The sequence below is a fragment of the Paenibacillus melissococcoides genome, assembly GCA_944800085.1.
In the GTDB taxonomy this organism is placed as follows: domain Bacteria; phylum Bacillota; class Bacilli; order Paenibacillales; family Paenibacillaceae; genus Paenibacillus_B; species Paenibacillus_B melissococcoides.
Window position 1 is genome coordinate 19792 of record CALYLO010000019.1, and the last position, 15655, is coordinate 35446.

The 15655-nt window shown below is 48.2% G+C and carries 27 protein-coding genes; 3 read left to right on the forward strand and 24 right to left on the reverse strand.

Annotated elements, in window-relative coordinates:
* Nucleotides 1-10: 10 nt before the first annotated feature.
* The 4 genes from OCY70_RS34790 to OCY70_RS36495 are packed head-to-tail and all read right to left on the reverse strand — an operon-like array spanning nucleotide 11 to nucleotide 1708.
* Nucleotides 11-841 carry an ORF6C domain-containing protein gene (locus OCY70_RS34790; RefSeq protein WP_213428387.1) on the reverse strand — a complete coding sequence of 277 codons (831 nt, stop codon included), beginning with the start codon at nucleotides 839-841 and terminating at the stop codon, nucleotides 11-13.
* Nucleotides 842-897: 56 nt separating this feature from the next.
* A complete protein-coding gene (locus OCY70_RS34795; RefSeq protein ID WP_213428386.1) occupies nucleotides 898-1155 on the reverse strand; it encodes a hypothetical protein in 258 nt (85 codons plus the stop codon).
* Nucleotides 1156-1188: 33 nt separating this feature from the next.
* Nucleotides 1189-1506: a DUF771 domain-containing protein gene (locus OCY70_RS34800; RefSeq protein ID WP_213428385.1), complete on the reverse strand. Its 318-nt coding sequence runs from the start codon at nucleotides 1504-1506 to the stop codon at nucleotides 1189-1191.
* Nucleotides 1507-1519: 13 nt separating this feature from the next.
* A complete protein-coding gene (locus OCY70_RS36495; protein ID WP_390955208.1) occupies nucleotides 1520-1708 on the reverse strand; it encodes a helix-turn-helix domain-containing protein in 189 nt (62 codons plus the stop codon).
* Nucleotides 1709-1926: 218 nt separating this feature from the next.
* Here OCY70_RS36495 and OCY70_RS34805 point away from each other — a divergent pair, with 218 nt between their 5' ends.
* From OCY70_RS34805 to OCY70_RS34815, 3 genes are all read left to right on the forward strand, one after another.
* Nucleotides 1927-2298 carry a helix-turn-helix domain-containing protein gene (locus tag OCY70_RS34805; RefSeq protein WP_213428383.1) on the forward strand — a complete coding sequence of 124 codons (372 nt, stop codon included), beginning with the start codon at nucleotides 1927-1929 and terminating at the stop codon, nucleotides 2296-2298.
* On the forward strand, nucleotides 2298-3422 hold the full coding sequence (locus OCY70_RS34810; protein ID WP_213428382.1) for an ImmA/IrrE family metallo-endopeptidase: 1125 nt from the start codon (nucleotides 2298-2300) through the stop codon (nucleotides 3420-3422). The genes OCY70_RS34805 and OCY70_RS34810 overlap by 1 nt, the downstream gene beginning before the upstream one ends.
* A 90-nt stretch (nucleotides 3423-3512) precedes the next feature.
* Entirely contained in the window at nucleotides 3513-4670 is a 1158-nt protein-coding gene (locus tag OCY70_RS34815) for a site-specific integrase (protein ID WP_213428381.1), read from the forward strand.
* 112 nt (nucleotides 4671-4782) lie between these two features.
* Here the strand turns inward: OCY70_RS34815 and rpsI are convergent, their stop codons facing one another.
* The 20 genes from rpsI to OCY70_RS34915 all read right to left on the reverse strand — a co-directional run bounded on the left by rpsI (nucleotide 4783) and on the right by OCY70_RS34915 (nucleotide 15600).
* On the reverse strand, nucleotides 4783-5175 hold the full coding sequence (gene rpsI / locus OCY70_RS34820) for a 30S ribosomal protein S9 (RefSeq protein ID WP_006284382.1): 393 nt from the start codon (nucleotides 5173-5175) through the stop codon (nucleotides 4783-4785).
* A gap of 21 nt (nucleotides 5176-5196) precedes the next feature.
* On the reverse strand, nucleotides 5197-5634 hold the full coding sequence (gene rplM / locus OCY70_RS34825) for a 50S ribosomal protein L13 (RefSeq protein WP_006676520.1): 438 nt from the start codon (nucleotides 5632-5634) through the stop codon (nucleotides 5197-5199).
* 235 nt (nucleotides 5635-5869) lie between these two features.
* Complete coding sequence (gene truA / locus OCY70_RS34830; RefSeq protein WP_213428380.1) at nucleotides 5870-6691, reverse strand: tRNA pseudouridine(38-40) synthase TruA; 822 nt, start codon at nucleotides 6689-6691, stop codon at nucleotides 5870-5872.
* Between the two features lie 154 nt (nucleotides 6692-6845).
* Nucleotides 6846-7211, reverse strand: a complete 366-nt coding sequence (gene rplQ / locus OCY70_RS34835) for a 50S ribosomal protein L17 (protein WP_006676518.1) — start codon at nucleotides 7209-7211, stop codon at nucleotides 6846-6848.
* Nucleotides 7212-7244: 33 nt separating this feature from the next.
* Complete coding sequence (locus OCY70_RS34840; protein ID WP_006676517.1) at nucleotides 7245-8189, reverse strand: DNA-directed RNA polymerase subunit alpha; 945 nt, start codon at nucleotides 8187-8189, stop codon at nucleotides 7245-7247.
* A 137-nt stretch (nucleotides 8190-8326) separates the two neighbouring features.
* A complete protein-coding gene (gene rpsK / locus OCY70_RS34845) occupies nucleotides 8327-8722 on the reverse strand; it encodes a 30S ribosomal protein S11 (protein ID WP_006676516.1) in 396 nt (131 codons plus the stop codon).
* 19 nt (nucleotides 8723-8741) lie between these two features.
* On the reverse strand, nucleotides 8742-9110 hold the full coding sequence (gene rpsM / locus OCY70_RS34850; protein ID WP_111154675.1) for a 30S ribosomal protein S13: 369 nt from the start codon (nucleotides 9108-9110) through the stop codon (nucleotides 8742-8744).
* A 20-nt stretch (nucleotides 9111-9130) separates the two neighbouring features.
* On the reverse strand, nucleotides 9131-9244 hold the full coding sequence (gene rpmJ, locus OCY70_RS34855) for a 50S ribosomal protein L36 (protein WP_003333770.1): 114 nt from the start codon (nucleotides 9242-9244) through the stop codon (nucleotides 9131-9133).
* 97 nt (nucleotides 9245-9341) lie between these two features.
* A complete protein-coding gene (gene infA, locus OCY70_RS34860; RefSeq protein ID WP_006676514.1) occupies nucleotides 9342-9557 on the reverse strand; it encodes a translation initiation factor IF-1 in 216 nt (71 codons plus the stop codon).
* Between the two features lie 2 nt (nucleotides 9558-9559).
* Complete coding sequence (locus OCY70_RS34865) at nucleotides 9560-9871, reverse strand: KOW domain-containing RNA-binding protein (protein ID WP_213428379.1); 312 nt, start codon at nucleotides 9869-9871, stop codon at nucleotides 9560-9562.
* 10 nt (nucleotides 9872-9881) lie between these two features.
* Complete coding sequence (map, locus tag OCY70_RS34870; protein WP_168182384.1) at nucleotides 9882-10634, reverse strand: type I methionyl aminopeptidase; 753 nt, start codon at nucleotides 10632-10634, stop codon at nucleotides 9882-9884.
* Between the two features lie 4 nt (nucleotides 10635-10638).
* Nucleotides 10639-11283, reverse strand: coding sequence for an adenylate kinase (locus tag OCY70_RS34875; RefSeq protein ID WP_213428378.1), 645 nt, complete (start codon nucleotides 11281-11283; stop codon nucleotides 10639-10641).
* 141 nt (nucleotides 11284-11424) lie between these two features.
* Entirely contained in the window at nucleotides 11425-12720 is a 1296-nt protein-coding gene (gene secY, locus OCY70_RS34880; protein ID WP_213428377.1) for a preprotein translocase subunit SecY, read from the reverse strand.
* A complete protein-coding gene (rplO, locus tag OCY70_RS34885; RefSeq protein WP_213428376.1) occupies nucleotides 12720-13163 on the reverse strand; it encodes a 50S ribosomal protein L15 in 444 nt (147 codons plus the stop codon). The genes secY and rplO overlap by 1 nt, the downstream gene beginning before the upstream one ends.
* Before the next feature lie 88 nt (nucleotides 13164-13251).
* Nucleotides 13252-13437, reverse strand: coding sequence for a 50S ribosomal protein L30 (gene rpmD, locus OCY70_RS34890; protein WP_213428375.1), 186 nt, complete (start codon nucleotides 13435-13437; stop codon nucleotides 13252-13254).
* 13 nt (nucleotides 13438-13450) lie between these two features.
* Nucleotides 13451-13948, reverse strand: a complete 498-nt coding sequence (rpsE, locus tag OCY70_RS34895; RefSeq protein WP_006284361.1) for a 30S ribosomal protein S5 — start codon at nucleotides 13946-13948, stop codon at nucleotides 13451-13453.
* Between the two features lie 26 nt (nucleotides 13949-13974).
* Nucleotides 13975-14343 (reverse strand): 50S ribosomal protein L18, encoded by a 369-nt coding sequence (gene rplR, locus OCY70_RS34900; RefSeq protein WP_168182389.1) that lies wholly within the window; start codon nucleotides 14341-14343, stop codon nucleotides 13975-13977.
* Between the two features lie 64 nt (nucleotides 14344-14407).
* Nucleotides 14408-14950 (reverse strand): 50S ribosomal protein L6, encoded by a 543-nt coding sequence (rplF, locus tag OCY70_RS34905; protein WP_261945398.1) that lies wholly within the window; start codon nucleotides 14948-14950, stop codon nucleotides 14408-14410.
* A gap of 33 nt (nucleotides 14951-14983) precedes the next feature.
* Entirely contained in the window at nucleotides 14984-15382 is a 399-nt protein-coding gene (gene rpsH, locus OCY70_RS34910; RefSeq protein ID WP_168182391.1) for a 30S ribosomal protein S8, read from the reverse strand.
* Between the two features lie 32 nt (nucleotides 15383-15414).
* Entirely contained in the window at nucleotides 15415-15600 is a 186-nt protein-coding gene (locus OCY70_RS34915) for a type Z 30S ribosomal protein S14 (RefSeq protein WP_006676503.1), read from the reverse strand.
* Nucleotides 15601-15655: the final 55 nt, after the last annotated feature.

Consider the following 15655-nt stretch of genomic DNA (forward strand, 5'->3'; position numbering starts at 1 on the left):
TAGATGGTAATCAAAACAATGTTTGCCCATTTGTTTCCTCAATTTTTCGCAAAAGATTATTTGAAGGAGTCCACAAAGGAACATATTTTAATCCTCGTTCAAAGTCCTTTAGGTAGGTGTTGCTATAGGAATTTACTTTGAAATACTCCTTATAATCGTTCCATAAAGCCGTATATACTTCGCTTCTCAGACTTCTATCACGGTATGCGTTTGACTTCTTACCGCCTATGATGTTTACGACTCTAGCGTTACCAGCCTTCTTTAACTCTTGTTGTTTCGCATAATCAATGGTTGTCTTGTTCTCCAAATTATCAACGCGAGCATCTAGCTTTTGAATCTTTACATCTTGAATAAAAATGGCTTGCAGCTCAGGGCTTAGATTCTCTGGTCTGAAAGCATCCGGCAAGAAGGCTTCAGCAAGCACATCCTTAGCTCGTAGTTGGTATTCGATTAGACGCCGTGCAACTTCTGGTTGTCGTTCCTGTATGTTAGGAGTGATTGAAATCTTAGCAAGCCACAAAGGAAGGAAATCAAGTTCAATGACTAATACTTCCTGCAATCCGCCATTGGTAGGGAGCGTCATATTTGACGCGCCTTGATTCAGCACGACATCAGATTGTATTTTTTTGACTTGAGTATCGGAATGATTCTTATCAAACCCGATTCCACGACAGACCCATTTAACCCCTATATATACCTTTCCATCATTTGCTCTAACTCCCAAAATCTCAGCCCCGTGAAACGGAACCATCTTTTGTTCTACCGGGTAGATACTGCTTGCTTCTTTTTCCTGCTTGTCCATCCAGTTATTCATGGACTCATTGAATTGATCCTTGTTCAATTTCCTCTCCCCTTTCTATTTAGTCCGCGATCGATTAGGTCGATAGCGAATTAATTTCAACTCAATTTTGAGTTCAACGCCGCCTCATTTTTCGATCTCATGTATCTTTCAGGCGGTACAAAATGAGAAACCCCTCCGGCTCTTCGCTTTTCGGCCTTTATCTGCTTGAGAATGCATGAAACCCTATTGCATACCAACGCCGGGCCGATTTCCCATACCTCCTGACCGAATACAATAGCCCTGCCGCATGCCGGGCAGAAGTCGATTATCTCTTCTACGACAGCCGTATCCTGTACATCTGGCAACTGCATCATTTCTATAGTCCTCCCATCGATTGAATTAGGCGCTCAACCAGCCCGCATAGGCTTTCCGTTAAGCTCCTGAAAATGCTTGTCCAAGAATGCCCTCATTCCTGCAGCCCTGAACATCCAGCGGCCGTTGTCGCAGCCGTTCGAGATTAGCTTCATCTCTTTCTTGAATCGTGGGTTAAGCAGAATGTTCTCGATAAGCCAATCTCGCTTGCGGCATGTTTCGGCTTCAAGCCGTTTTAGATCCCACCATGTACCGCCGCCAGCTTCTTCAACCAAGCGTTTGACCTCTTCTTTAGCAAGTCGCTGAACAAAATCTTTGTCTACGATTACTTGGAATAAAGGGGATGATTCCACACTATCTCCTCCCTCAGCACACTCTAGAACCATGACAACTTTCCACGAATTGCGTCAGAGGTATATCAAGCCCAATCGCCAACTTCTCCAATATCTCGAATGACGGACTGTGTTTATTCTCTTCCAATGCTGTTAAGTATGAATAAGAGACCCTGCTTTTTTTGCGAGTCGATATCGAGACATCCCCCTTTCTTCGCGTAATTGAACTATCGCCTTACCCATTGTTTGACTCATATCATCGCCTCCACAGTGTCACTATATAACGATTTATTGTCATATTCAATCTTCGTTATATTTTGTTTTCGCCATAAAAACATACGTTTGCTTTTGCTCTCTTCGAATATCTTGACATTTCGCTATAATTTAGATACTATAACGATATAGTGATATACCGAAATAAAATGATAATGAGGGATTTCCATGGATATCATCCAAAAAATCGAAAAGTTAATGGACCAACGGAAAATGACAAAATATAGGTTGGCAAAAGAATCAGGGCTTCCTCAATCCACAATTACATCTATAATGAGCGGGAGAATTAAGAATCCTTCGATTGAATCCTTGACTAAAATAGCGGATGCATTAGATGTTCCAATATCTCATTTTCTTGGTTTTGATCAACAATATTTCGAAATAGTTGTTCCTAATCCGAAAGATGATCTATCTGAAATCGACGAGGACGTTCGTGCATTAGCTCGAGAGATTCAGGATTTAGATTCCGGGGATAAAGATTTATTGAAAGCAATGATTAAGACAATGCGCGACCGCGGGAGAGAGGCGAGAGATAGATAATGTCTTTTCCTAAATCACCACGATATAAAAAAGTGATGATGTCAGTACAATCTTTCATGGTAAAGGAAAAAATATGCGAGTTCCCAATAGACCCTCTGGAATTTATTCAAAAAAATAAGTGGGGATTAATAACTTACACCGAACTAGCAAGAATGCACGGTGTAACCATTCCCCAAGTCATAAACGCCTTTCAAAGTGAGGATGGATACACAATTGCTGACGAGGTTGGCTATACGATTGCATATAACGATACAATTTCCAATAAGGCCAGAATTAGGTTCACTTTAATGCATGAAATAGGGCATATCTATTTAGAGCATTTAAAAGAATTTGATGAAACCATATTGCGGCGAAGCACATTAACCGAGCCCCAATATAGAGTATTAGAGCAAGAGGTTAATTGCTTCGCTCGCAATGTCTTAGCACCAGCTCCAATCATCAAAAAGCTGGGACTAAAAAAAGAACAGGAACTGGTACATCATTTCGAAATTTCTTTTCATGCTGCTGCCGTAAGGTTGCAGTTTTTGGAATGGGATTTAAAAAGGTCACTGAATTATCTTTTAATACAAGCCAAAGATTACATATACAGAGCCCTGAATGAAAGAAGTTGCCCTCAATGCAGCCATTACTTCATTCAAGGCTCAGCAAAATTCTGCCCGATTTGCGGAAATGATGCTCTTTTAAAAAGAAAGGTGGTTGAGCCGGTGATATATCATTCCTATACATTGGACGAAAATGGAAAGCCCTCCATTTGTCCTACCTGTGAAAATGAGCAGATTGATATAGAAGATATTTTTTGTGCAATTTGTGGTACCGAACTTCAAAATAGATGCACACGTATCGTTGACTGGAATCAAGTTGGTTATCGAGAAGAACCTATATATTGCGATGGAAAAGTATCTGGATATTCAAGATATTGTACAAAATGTGGAGAAAAAACGACCTATTTTGAAAACGGTCTTCTTCTCCCCTGGAGAGAAGAATATAAAGACAATCGGAAGGCTGAGCGGAGGCATGAGCTTGAACTAATCGAAGAGGAAATAGAGGAAGAGCTTGAAGAAGAGCGAGAGGAACGAAACAGGGAAAAGCTTAGGGCAATGGCAACTATGTTTTCGGATATTTAATCAGTTTTTCACACCCTTGAACCGAACATACATTCTGTTAAAGGGTTTTAACACCATAATTAATATCATAAATATTGAGGAGGGGCCGTAATGGCAAGTTTCCAGAAGTACAAAACTAAAGACGGTTGGAAATGGATGTATAAATACTATTCATCCATTGATCCACTAACCGGCAAAAAGAAGCCATCAACAAAGAGGGGGTTTGACACAAAAAAGCAAGCGCAGCTTCATGCAGCGCAAACAGAGCAAGACATAGCAAATGGGACATTTATAGAAGACTCAAAAAACCCGACCTTTGAAGCTGTATATAAGCAGTGGTATGCAACACATTCATTAACATTAAAGCCACCAAGCAGGAGGGCGGTTCGTTCTAAGTTCAAGCAACAAATACTTCCCCACTTCGGAAAACTAAAAATGAAAGACATTACTAAGCCCTATTGCCAGGAAGTTGTGAACAAAATAGCTGAAAAAATAAAATCAGTTGATAATATGCGAATGTATGCCAATCAAGTTTTTGACTATGCGATAAAAATGGACATTATTCAAGCGAATCCAATGGCGCATGCTGTAATCCCAAGGAAAGATACAGAGTTTGACGCGGAAGCCGTAGAACTTGCTGAAAAGCGCGATTATTGGGAAAAGCACGAAATCAAACAGTTTCTTAACATTCTAAAAAAAGACTACCCATTAATGGACTATGTAATGTTTCACTTATTGATTTACACAGGTGCCCGGAAAGGCGAAGTCTTAGCGCTGCATGAGTCTGACATCGATTCCAAGAACAAAACCCTTACCCTAAATAAAACATTGTACCAAGAGAATAACGTATATACCTTTCAGACGCCCAAAACGGCATCTTCTAGGCGTTCTATAAGCTTGGATGAGGTAACATTCAAGTTACTCAAAAAATGGATTACAAGCGAAAAGAAGCGGTTTTTAGAGTTAGGTCAAAAATGGAATGATAAGCAGCTGCTTTTTACCCGACAAGACGGCACGCCGTTAAGACTTGCATACCCGAACGACAAGCTTAAAGAAATCATTAGAAAACATAATATTCACCCAATAACGGTACATGGCCTACGCCATACACATGCATCTTTACTCTTTGAAGCCGGGGCCAGTATAAAAGAGGTTCAGGAGCGTCTAGGACACTCTAATAGCAAAATGACGATGGACATCTATACCCATCTAACAAAGACAGTCAAAGAAAGAACAGCGACGCTTTTCGGGGAATTTATGAGGTCATGACCTTAAATCCCAAAAAATATGGTCAAAATATGGTCACGGCAGTTCCTTTGATAAAATTAACGCCCCTGACCAACAAGGGCCAAGGGCGATAATCGTTGATATAACAGGCTTCTTAACGCTTCGAGAACTGAGGCGCGCGGCGAGCCGCTTTGAGGCCGTATTTTTTACGCTCTTTCATGCGCGGATCGCGAGTCAGGAATCCGGCTTTCTTCAGCGAAGAACGGAGTTCCGGATCTGCTTTCAACAGCGCACGGGAAATGCCGTGACGGATAGCTCCAGCTTGTCCGGAGATTCCGCCTCCGTGAGCCAATACGATTACATCATATTTGCCAAGAGTCTCGGTAAGGTTCAGCGGCTGCTTTACAATCAGCTTCAACGTTTCCAAACCGAAGTATTCGTTAATGTCACGTTTATTAATCACGATGCGGCCTTCGCCCGGTACGAGACGAACACGTGCTACCGAGTGCTTGCGACGACCTGTCCCATAGTATTGTACTTGTGCCATGAAACTGTCCTCCCCTTTCTATTATCCGCGAAGTTCGTAAACTTCAGGTTGTTGTGCTTGATGCGGGTGTTCTGCGCCGGCATATGCTTTGATGCGAAGCTTCATTTTGTTGCCCATGCGCGTCTTAGGCAGCATGCCTTGAACCGCAAGTTCAATCATGCGCTCAGGCTTCTTGTTCAGCATTTCCTGTGCGCTTGTCACTTTCAGACCGCCTGGATAGAGGGAGTGACGATAGTATTTCTTGTCTTGCAGCTTGTTGCCGGACAAGACGATTTTCTCTGCGTTGATAACAACGACGAAGTCGCCGCCGTCAACATGGGGTGTAAATGTCGGCTTATGCTTGCCGCGGATAAGAGCCGCTGCTTCAGAAGCAAGGCGACCGAGTGTCTTGCCAGTTGCGTCGATAACGAACCATTTGCGCTCAACTTCAGCTGGCTTCGCCATATATGTGGTACGCATGAAACATCCTCCTCTGATGACCTTCGATACAGTGTGAACGGCACACTGCGTCATATCACAATCATTATTGATTTACCATCGTTACGATAGTTCGTGTGTATATTCGTTCAGTACGTTCGTTCTCTTGATCTGTGAAAAAATCTGCCAAAAACTGCCCAGAGGCAGCGTGATTTCTTTGCGGGGCCGTGGGAAAGCCTAAAGAAACACAGATGTTATTTTACCGTATTCGGTTCTATTATGCAAGGTCTTTTTTCCCTTCGGCAAGAACCGGCGCGGCCTTATCCATCCGGTCTTCTCCGTCATATTCAACACTCCACAGCGTCAGGCCGTGGGGCACCGCCGTCGGTCCTGCGGCCTCCCGGTTTTTCGCTGCAAGAATGGGCACAATATCATCAGGAGAGAACTTGCCTTCGCCCACCCAGATCAAGGTGCCCGCAATGATGCGTACCATGTTGTACAAAAAGCCGTTCCCCGTCACGAACAAATGAATCCGGCCCCGGCCGGGCTCCTGGTTCGCGTTCGGCTCATGCTCCAATCGCGCCTCGTAAATCGTGCGCACATTGGTCAGTTTCGGTGATTTGGGCGATGCGACTGACGTAAAATCATGCTCTCCGACGAAGTGCTGAAGCGCCTGACGCATCGCCTCAATATCAAGCGGTGCGGGATGATGGAATTCCACATTGCGCCGGAAAACATCACGCGTCCGCTCCGCCAGGATTGAATAACGGTACGTCTTGCGCTTCGCTGAGAACCGGGCATGGAACGATTCGGGAGCTTCCCATGCATCCCGGATGACGATGTCATCGGGCAACCGCGAGTTCATCGCGGCGCACCAACGTTCGATGGGTATCGATGACTCGGTCGCGAAGTTAACCACCTGCCCAAGCGCATGCACGCCGGCATCCGTACGCCCGGAAGCCGTAACGGCCGCATGCTCCTTCGTTAACATGTGAATCGCTTCTTCGATGCGTCCTTGTATCGTGTCCCGACCCGGCTGCGTCTGGTAACCGCTGTATGCCGTGCCGTCATAGCTTAACAGCATTCCAATGTTACGCATAAAGCACCTCCGTGGTGAACCGCATGCATGGCAGCGGGGTGCCTGGTCCACTGACGACCGCGTCCCGAGGCGATTAAAAAGAAAAGCTCCTCATGGGAGCCTTCTTTCACGCCGCTGCTGCGTCGTTATCGTATCGCTAAACAGGACCGCGAACTTACGCGCGGTCAACCAGTTCCAAGTACACCATAGGCGCAGAATCGCCGCGGCGCGGTCCCAATTTCATGATGCGGGTATATCCGCCTGGACGTTCTGTGTAGCGTGGAGCAATATCCGAGAACAACTTCTGGATTGCATCCTGTTCTCCGTTCAGAGTCTCGCGGCGAACGAATGCAGCCACCTGACGGCGAGCATGCAGATCCCCACGTTTCGCCAGCGTAATGAGCTTCTCCGCGATGGAGCGAACTTCTTTCGCTTTCGCTTCCGTCGTCTGAATGCGCTCATACAAGAACAAATCAGTTACCAAGTCGCGGAACAGTGCTTTACGGGCACTGGAATCACGACCCAACTTTTGGTATGCCATTGCTATTTCCCCTCCTTCTAAGCCAAGTTCCTGTTAGTCTTCCATGCGAAGGCCCAAGCCGAGTTCTTCGAGCTTCTCTTGAACTTCCTCCAAAGATTTGCGGCCCAGGTTCCGGACCTTCATCATATCTTCTTCGGTCTTCGTAATCAGCTCTTGAACCGTATTGATGCCTGCACGCTTCAAGCAGTTGTAGGAACGAACGGAGAGATCGAGCTCTTCGATTGTCATCTCAAGCACTTTCTCTTTTTTGTCTTCCTCTTTTTCAACCATAATTTCCGCGTCTTTCGCTTCATCCGTCAATCCGACGAACAGCATCAAGTGCTCCGTCAAAATCTTCGCACCGAGGCTCACCGCTTCTTCTGGTCGAATGCTTCCATCCGTCCACACTTCAAGGGTTAACTTGTCGTAGTTCGTCACTTGGCCGACACGCGTATTCTCCACGTTGTAGTTCACGCGGGAGATCGGCGTGTAAATCGAGTCCACCGGGATAACCCCAATCGGTTGGTCTTCCCGTTTGTTCCCGTCAGCCTGCACATAGCCACGACCACGATTTGCGAAGATTCGCATATGGAGTCTGGAACCTTGCGCTAAAGTTGCAATGCGGAGATCCGGGTTCAAAATTTCCACATCGCTGTCCGCTCGAATATCGCCAGCCGTTACAATCCCTTCGCCATCCGCATCGATCTCGAGAACTTTCTCTTCATCGGAGTGGATTTTGAGCGACAGGGCCTTCAAGTTCAAAATGATTTCCGTTACGTCTTCATAGACTCCCGGAATCGTCGAGAACTCGTGCAGGACACCGTCGATTTGGACGGACGTCACCGCAGCACCGGGCAAGGAGGAGAGCAGAATACGGCGCAAGGAGTTGCCTAGCGTCGTTCCGTATCCTCGCTCCAGCGGTTCTACGACAAATTTGCCGTATGTGCCTTCCTCATTGACGTCCACGGTCTCAATTTTCGGCTTTTCGATCTCAATCACTGTATAACCCTCCTTCAAACGTCGCTGGCGTTTTCCAACGTCAAACACCTACGGTCGGTCGATTCATGCAGTATGCCTAAACAACCATTATTCCCAACAGGCGCTAGCTTAATACTACACGCATCGGTGTGCCATCATTATACGCGACGACGTTTTGGCGGGCGGCAGCCGTTGTGCGGGATTGGCGTAACGTCTTTGATCATGCTGACTTCCAAGCCTGCAGCTTGCAGAGAGCGGATGGCAGCTTCACGACCTGCGCCAGGACCCTTAACCATTACCTCAACCGACTTCATGCCGTGTTCCATTGCCGTTTTGGCAGCGGATTCCGCAGCCATCTGCGCTGCGAATGGCGTCGATTTACGGGAACCTTTATAGCCCAAATTCCCGGAACTAGCCCAAGAAATAGCGTTGCCGTGTGGATCCGTGATCGTTACGATCGTGTTGTTGAACGTAGAACGAATGTGAGCCACACCACTCTCGATATTTTTACGGTCACGACGTTTTGTGCGTACGACTTTTTTCGCTTTAGCCATTGCTAGTTATCCCCCCTTATTACTTCTTCTTGTTCGCTACGGTACGACGAGGGCCTTTACGCGTACGAGCATTTGTCTTCGTACGTTGCCCACGAACAGGCAATCCGCGGCGATGGCGGATTCCGCGATAGCATCCGATTTCGACCAAACGTTTGATGTTCAAAGAGATCTCGCGGCGGAGGTCGCCTTCTACTTTCACATTCTTGTCAATCGCCTCACGGATTTTGTTCACTTCGTCTTCCGTCAAATCGCGAACGCGAGTATCCGGGTTGACACCTGCTTGCGCAATGACTTTCTGAGAAGTCGATTTTCCGATTCCGAAAATGTATGTTAAGGCGATCTCAACGCGTTTATCACGTGGCAAGTCCACACCAGCTATACGAGCCATTAACGCTACACCCCCTTCTTTTATCCTTGTTTTTGTTTATGCTTCGGATTTTCACAGATTACCATAACGTTGCCTTTGCGTCGAATGACTTTGCATTTCTCGCAAATCGGCTTAACAGAAGGTCTTACCTTCATGCTGAATACCTCCTAGTTATCAAGTTGCACCCGTCTCTCCAGCCCGCGTCTGACGGCCTGCAAGTGCATGCAAGTGCTCCTCGGCGATAGCCGGGCGCTACTTCCGATATGTGATGCGACCTTTGCTCAAATCGTATGGCGAAAGTTGCACGACCACTTTGTCCCCTGTCAGAATACGGATGAAGTGCATCCGCAGCTTGCCGGAAACATGGGCTAAAATTTGATGACCGTTCTCCAACTCAACTCGAAACGTTGCATTCGGCAACGGCTCAATGACCGTGCCCTCCACCTCAATTACATCTTCCTTGGCCAACGTCATTCTCCTTTCTGTTCAACATCTGCAGCGGCTGACTCTTCCGCAAATTTCGTCAGGACGTACCGGAGCTTACTGTTCGTAACCCGGCCGCTCTCCTGTAAACTTCGGACAACTTCATGGCTGATCTCGGGTAGCACCTCGAGATGAAGCAAGTTTTTTCGCTTAGGCTGGTCAAACTTCCGTTTGTCCCCATCCGCTATATTGACGTAGCGCGATTCTTCAATGCCGATGATGACTGCGAGCTTGCCCGCATCACGACCTCGAAGCACCTTGACGAATTGGCCGAGACGAGGGGTTGATAGTTCATTCATCTTCCATCACCTACTCAACCAGCTTCGTCAAAATTTCGCAACCTTCCGGCGTTACGGCTACCGTATGCTCGAAGTGAGCGCACAGCGTTCCGTCCGCCGTCACTACCGTCCAGTTGTCTGCGAGCGTCTTGACATACCGCTCACCGACAATGACCATCGGCTCTATCGCAAGCGTCATGCCCGGTTTGAGACGCGGGCCGCGGTCCGGAATCCCGTAATTCGGGATTTGCGGTTCTTCGTGAAGATCCGTTCCAATCCCGTGCCCAACGTATTCTCGCACGACCGAAAAACCTGCATCTTCGATTACGCGCTGGATCGCATGGGATATCGTGTAAAGACGCGTATCCGGCTTGACCAGGGCGAGCCCTGCATAGAGCGATTGCTCCGTAACCTCGAGCAGCCGCCGGGCTGTCTCCGAGATCGTGCCGACGCCATAGGTCCAGGCCGAGTCTCCATGATATCCACGGTATTCCGCACCGATATCGATGCTGATGATGTCGCCTTCGTTTAACTTGCGTGTGCCGGGAATGCCGTGCACCAGTTCTTCGTTGACTGATACGCAGATGCTGCCGGGAAATCCGTTATAACCTTTGAACGAAGGTGTCGCCCCTTGGCTGCGAATGAACGTCTCTGCAATAGAATCGAGTTCACGAGTCGTGATCCCTGGCTTAATGGATTGGGCCAGAAGACGATGCGTTTCCGCTACAATTCGCCCAGCTTCTCTCATGAAGCCTAATTCTACTTCGGACTTACAGATGATCATCTTTTTAACCTCGCAGTAAAGATACGATTTCAGACGTCACCGTATCGATTTCCTTCTCCCCGTCAACCTGACGCAACAAGCCCTTGTTCCCATAATATTCGAGTAAAGGAGCCGTTTTGTTGATATATTCGTCAAGGCGCGTGCCGACCTTCTCCTCGGTATCATCCGAGCGCTGGTACAGCTCGCCTTGGCACTTATCGCAAACGCCTGCTTGCGTGGGCGGGTTAAATATGACATGGTACGTCGCGCCGCAAGACTTGCAGATACGTCGTCCCGTAAGACGAGCCAGCAATAAATCGCGGTCAACGCTCAGATTAATGACATGGTCCAGCTTGCGGCCCAGCTCCGTCAGGATGCCGTCCAGCGCCTCGGCTTGCGCCAATGTGCGCGGGAAGCCGTCCAGCAGGAAGCCGGCTTCGCAATCCGGCTGCGCGAGCCGTTCGCGAACGATGCCCACGGTCACGTCATCCGGAACGAGCAGACCTTGATCGATGTACTGCTTGGCTTTCAACCCGATAGGGGTGCCTTCGTTCATCGCTTTGCGGAACGCATCACCCGTAGAAATATGGGGGATTCCGAACTCGGCAACAATGCGTTCGGCCTGCGTCCCTTTCCCTGCCCCAGGAGGCCCCATGAATAGAATGTTCATCGAATGTCACTCCCCTTTATGCAAGCACAGGCTTAACTTCGCCGGAAGTGGGGTGCTTCGATGCCATTCGTTAAGCCTCTGCTATACAAGAAACAGCACAATAGGTGCCGATGAGCACAAAGCCTCATCAGAACCTATTGCCTATTTATTGATGAAACCTTTGTAATGGCGTTTAATCAATTGGCTTTCAATTTGCTTCATCGTGTCAAGCGCGACGCCGACGACGATAAGAAGCGAAGTTCCGCCGATTTGAACGGAACGAGGCAATCCGGCGAGTGATCCGAAGAACACCGGTATGATAGATACCAACGCCAGGAAGAGTGCTCCTGCCAGCGTGATGCGAGTCATGACCCGCGTCAAATATGTGGCTGTCGCTTTCCCTGGACGGATGCCCGGGATGTAACCACCGTTCTTTTTCATTTGATCCGCCATTTGTTGCGGGTTTAACTGTACGAACGTATAGAAGAACGTGAAGCCGATAATCAACAGCACGTACAACACCATGCCCAATGACTTGTCAACGGACATATGGTTGATAATCCATTGGGCCCACGGTTTATCAGCCCAGAATTGTGCTATCGTAACCGGGAACATCACCAGCGATACCGCGAAAATGACCGGAATTACCCCTGCGCCGTTCACTTTCAGCGGAATATGCGTATTCTGTCCGCCGAACATTTTGTTGCCGACCACACGCTTCGCGTATTGGACCGGAATTTTGCGGTTACCTTGCTGAATGAAGATAACCCCGACGATGATTAGAACGATGAACAGCGCAATGATGATCATCTTAATGATGTTTAAGAACAGCTGACTACCTTCAACGAACTGATCCTGCACGATCTCGCGGATATGCGTCGGAATGCCTGCCACGATACCGGCGAAGATGATAATGGAAATCCCGTTGCCGATTCCCTTCTCCGTAATCTGCTCGCCAAGCCACATCAAGAACGCTGTACCCGCCGTCAATACGATGGCGATTAGGATGAAGTCCGTATACGTGGCATTCGGAACAAGTTCCATGCCATATAGCCGGTTAAATCCAATCGCAGTACCGAATGCTTGGATCAGACCCAGTATCACAGTGCCGTAGCGAGTAATTTGGGCCAGCTTGCGCTTGCCGACTTCTCCTTCTTTGGCCCATTCCGCGAACTTCGGAATGACGTCCATGGTGAGCAGCTGCACGATAATCGATGCCGTAATGTACGGCATGATACCGAGCGCGAAGATGGAGAATTTGAACAACGCGCCGCCGGAGAACGTGTTCAGCAAGCCGAACAGTTCCGTGCCTTGGTTCGCTGTAGCAAAGACCGATGTATCCACACCGGGAACCGGGACAAAGGATCCGATGCGATAAACGATCAAGACCATGAGCGTAAAAAGAATTTTACGTCTCAGATCCTCGACTCGCCATATATTCGATACGGTCTTAAACATTAAATCACCTCGGATTTGCCGCCGGCAGCCTCGATCTTCTCCACCGCAGATTGAGAGAACTTGTTCGCTTTCACTGTCAGCTTGACAGTCAATTCACCGTTGCCCAATACTTTGATGCCGCTCATTGGGTTTTTCACGATGCCTTGTTCCATCAACAGTTCCGGAGTAACTTCAGTACCAGCCTCGAAGCGGTTCAATTCCGTAACGTTCACTACCGCATACTCTTTGCGAGTTGGGTTGATGAATCCGCGTTTAGGCAAACGACGGTACAGCGGGTTTTGTCCGCCTTCGAAGCCTGGACGTACACCACCACCGGAACGAGCGTTTTGACCTTTGTGACCGCGGCCAGCCGTTTTCCCGTTACCAGTACCGATACCGCGTCCAACACGGCGCTTGCTTTCTTTACGGGAGCCAGGAGCCGGAGAAAGTTCATTCAACTTCATCGTTCGTCGCACCTCCTTAGTTATTTATGACTCTGCTATTTGTTGTCGCTATTGCGTGCGTTGCGATTGAAGCATGCATGAAGGAAGCTTACGCTTCGACTTCTTTGACGTCAACCAAGTGCTTCACTTGGTCAACCATTCCGCGGATCGCTGCGTTGTCTTCATGGACAACCGTCTGATTGATTTTGCGAAGACCCAATGTTTTCACCGTTGTACGATGTGTCTCTGGGCGACCGATCAGACTGCGAACGAGGGTAATTTGCAACTTCGCCATTGTCGTCCCCTCCTTATCCTAACAGTTCCTCGACGGATTTGCCGCGCAGTTTCGCTACTTGCTCTGCCGTCTTCAGACGGGACAGACCTTCGAGCGTCGCGTTGACCATGTTGATGGAGTTCGAGGAACCGAGCGATTTCGTCAAGATGTCGCCTACTCCCGCCAATTCCAACACGGCACGTACTGGACCGCCGGCGATAACCCCCGTACCTTCGGATGCTGGCTTCAAGAGAACTCTGCCTGCGCCGAAATGTCCGATGACTTGGTGAGGAATCGTAGTGTTCACGAACGGAACATGGATGAGATTCTTTTTCGCGTCTTCGATGCCTTTGCGGATTGCGTCAGGTACTTCGGATGCTTTACCGATGCCTGCACCAACCCAGCCTTTGCCATCGCCGACGACTACGAGTGCACTAAAGCTGAAACGGCGTCCGCCTTTAACGACTTTAGCAACACGGTTAATTTGCACAACTTTTTCAGAAAGTTCTAACGTGTTAGGATCAACTCGCAAGTCGTTTACCTCCTTCGATTGAATTCTTAGAATTCAAGGCCGGCTTCGCGTGCTGCTTCAGCCAATGCTTGAATTCGGCCATGATACAAGTAACCGCCGCGGTCGAATACGACGTTATCGTGTCCTTGCGCCTTGGCGCGTTTTGCGATCAATTCGCCTACTTTGCGCGCAGCTTCGACGCTGCCGCCGTTTTTGATCTCTTCGCGAAGCTCTTTGTCCATCGTCGACGCAGCTGCGAGCGTTACGCCTTTAACGTCATCGATAAGCTGAGCGTAGATGTGCTTAGAGGAACGGAATACGTTCAAACGCGGACGTGCCGATGTACCTTCGATTTTCTTGCGGACACGAAGGTGTCTTTTCAGACGCGCTTTATTTTTATTCGCCTTAGTAATCATCTGATAGATTCACTCCCTTCGGAATAACCGTTAAGCTGCTAAGACAAGCGAGCTAGGCAAGATCTTATTTCTTCTTGCCTGCTTTACCTTCTTTGCGGAGAATGCGCTCGCCTTCGTACTTGATCCCTTTGCCTTTGTAAGGTTCTGGTTCACGTACGGAGCGGATTTTTGCCGCATATTCACCAACGCGCTCTTTGTCGATGCCTTTGACGATGATTTTCGTCTGAGCAGGCAGTTCGAACTCGATGCCCTCTTCTGGTGTAATCTCAACCGGATGGGAGTATCCGACGTTCAACACGAGTTTGTTGCCGGTCTTGTTCGCACGGTAACCGACACCAACCAGCTCCAATGTTTTGGAGAAACCTTCCGTTACCCCGTTAACCATGTTGCTGATGATGCTGCGAGTCGTGCCGTGCAAAGAACGGTGAAGTTTATTGTCAGAAGGACGCTCTACATGAATCACGTTCTCTTCAATGGACACTTTCATGTCCTTATGAAGTTCACGGGATAAGATTCCTTTTGGTCCTTTGATAGTAATCACGCTATTGTCCAGAGTGACAGTGACGCCGCCTGGAACTGTAATTGGCTTACGACCAATACGAGACATGTGTTGTTGCACCTCCAATCTTATGCGAATGGTTTACCAAACGTAGCAGATAACCTCGCCGCCCGTTTTTGCTTGGCGAGCTTCTTTGTCAGTCATAACGCCCTTGGACGTCGAGATGATAGCAATCCCGAGGCCACCCAGAACGCGTGGCACCTCAGTGGACTTCGTGTACACGCGCAGTCCTGGCTTACTGATGCGCTTCAAGCCTGTGATGACACGCTCGTTGTCGGCACCATATTTCAGGAAAATGCGGATAAGCCCTTGTTTGTTGTCTTCGATATATTCTGCATCGCGGATAAATCCTTCGCGCTTCAAGATTTCAGCAATTTGCTTCTTCATCGTCGAAGCAGGCATCTCCACGGTCTCATGACGTACTGTGTTAGCATTGCGAATGCGTGTAAGCATATCAGCAATCGGATCGGACATAACCATTAGTGTAAACCTCCTTCCCGCAACAGGGTTGATTACCAGCTAGCTTTTTTAACGCCAGGAATCTGGCCTTTGTATGCCAATTCGCGGAAACAAATTCTGCAAATTTTGAACTTACGTAATACAGAGTGTGGACGGCCGCAGCGTTCACAGCGTGTGTATGCCCGTACTTGAAACTTCGGTTTGCGTTGTTGCTTGATTTTCATCGAAGTTTTTGCCACGTGAGTTGACACCTCCTAAATCGTGTCCAAGATATCGATTCATGGAATCGTTCCG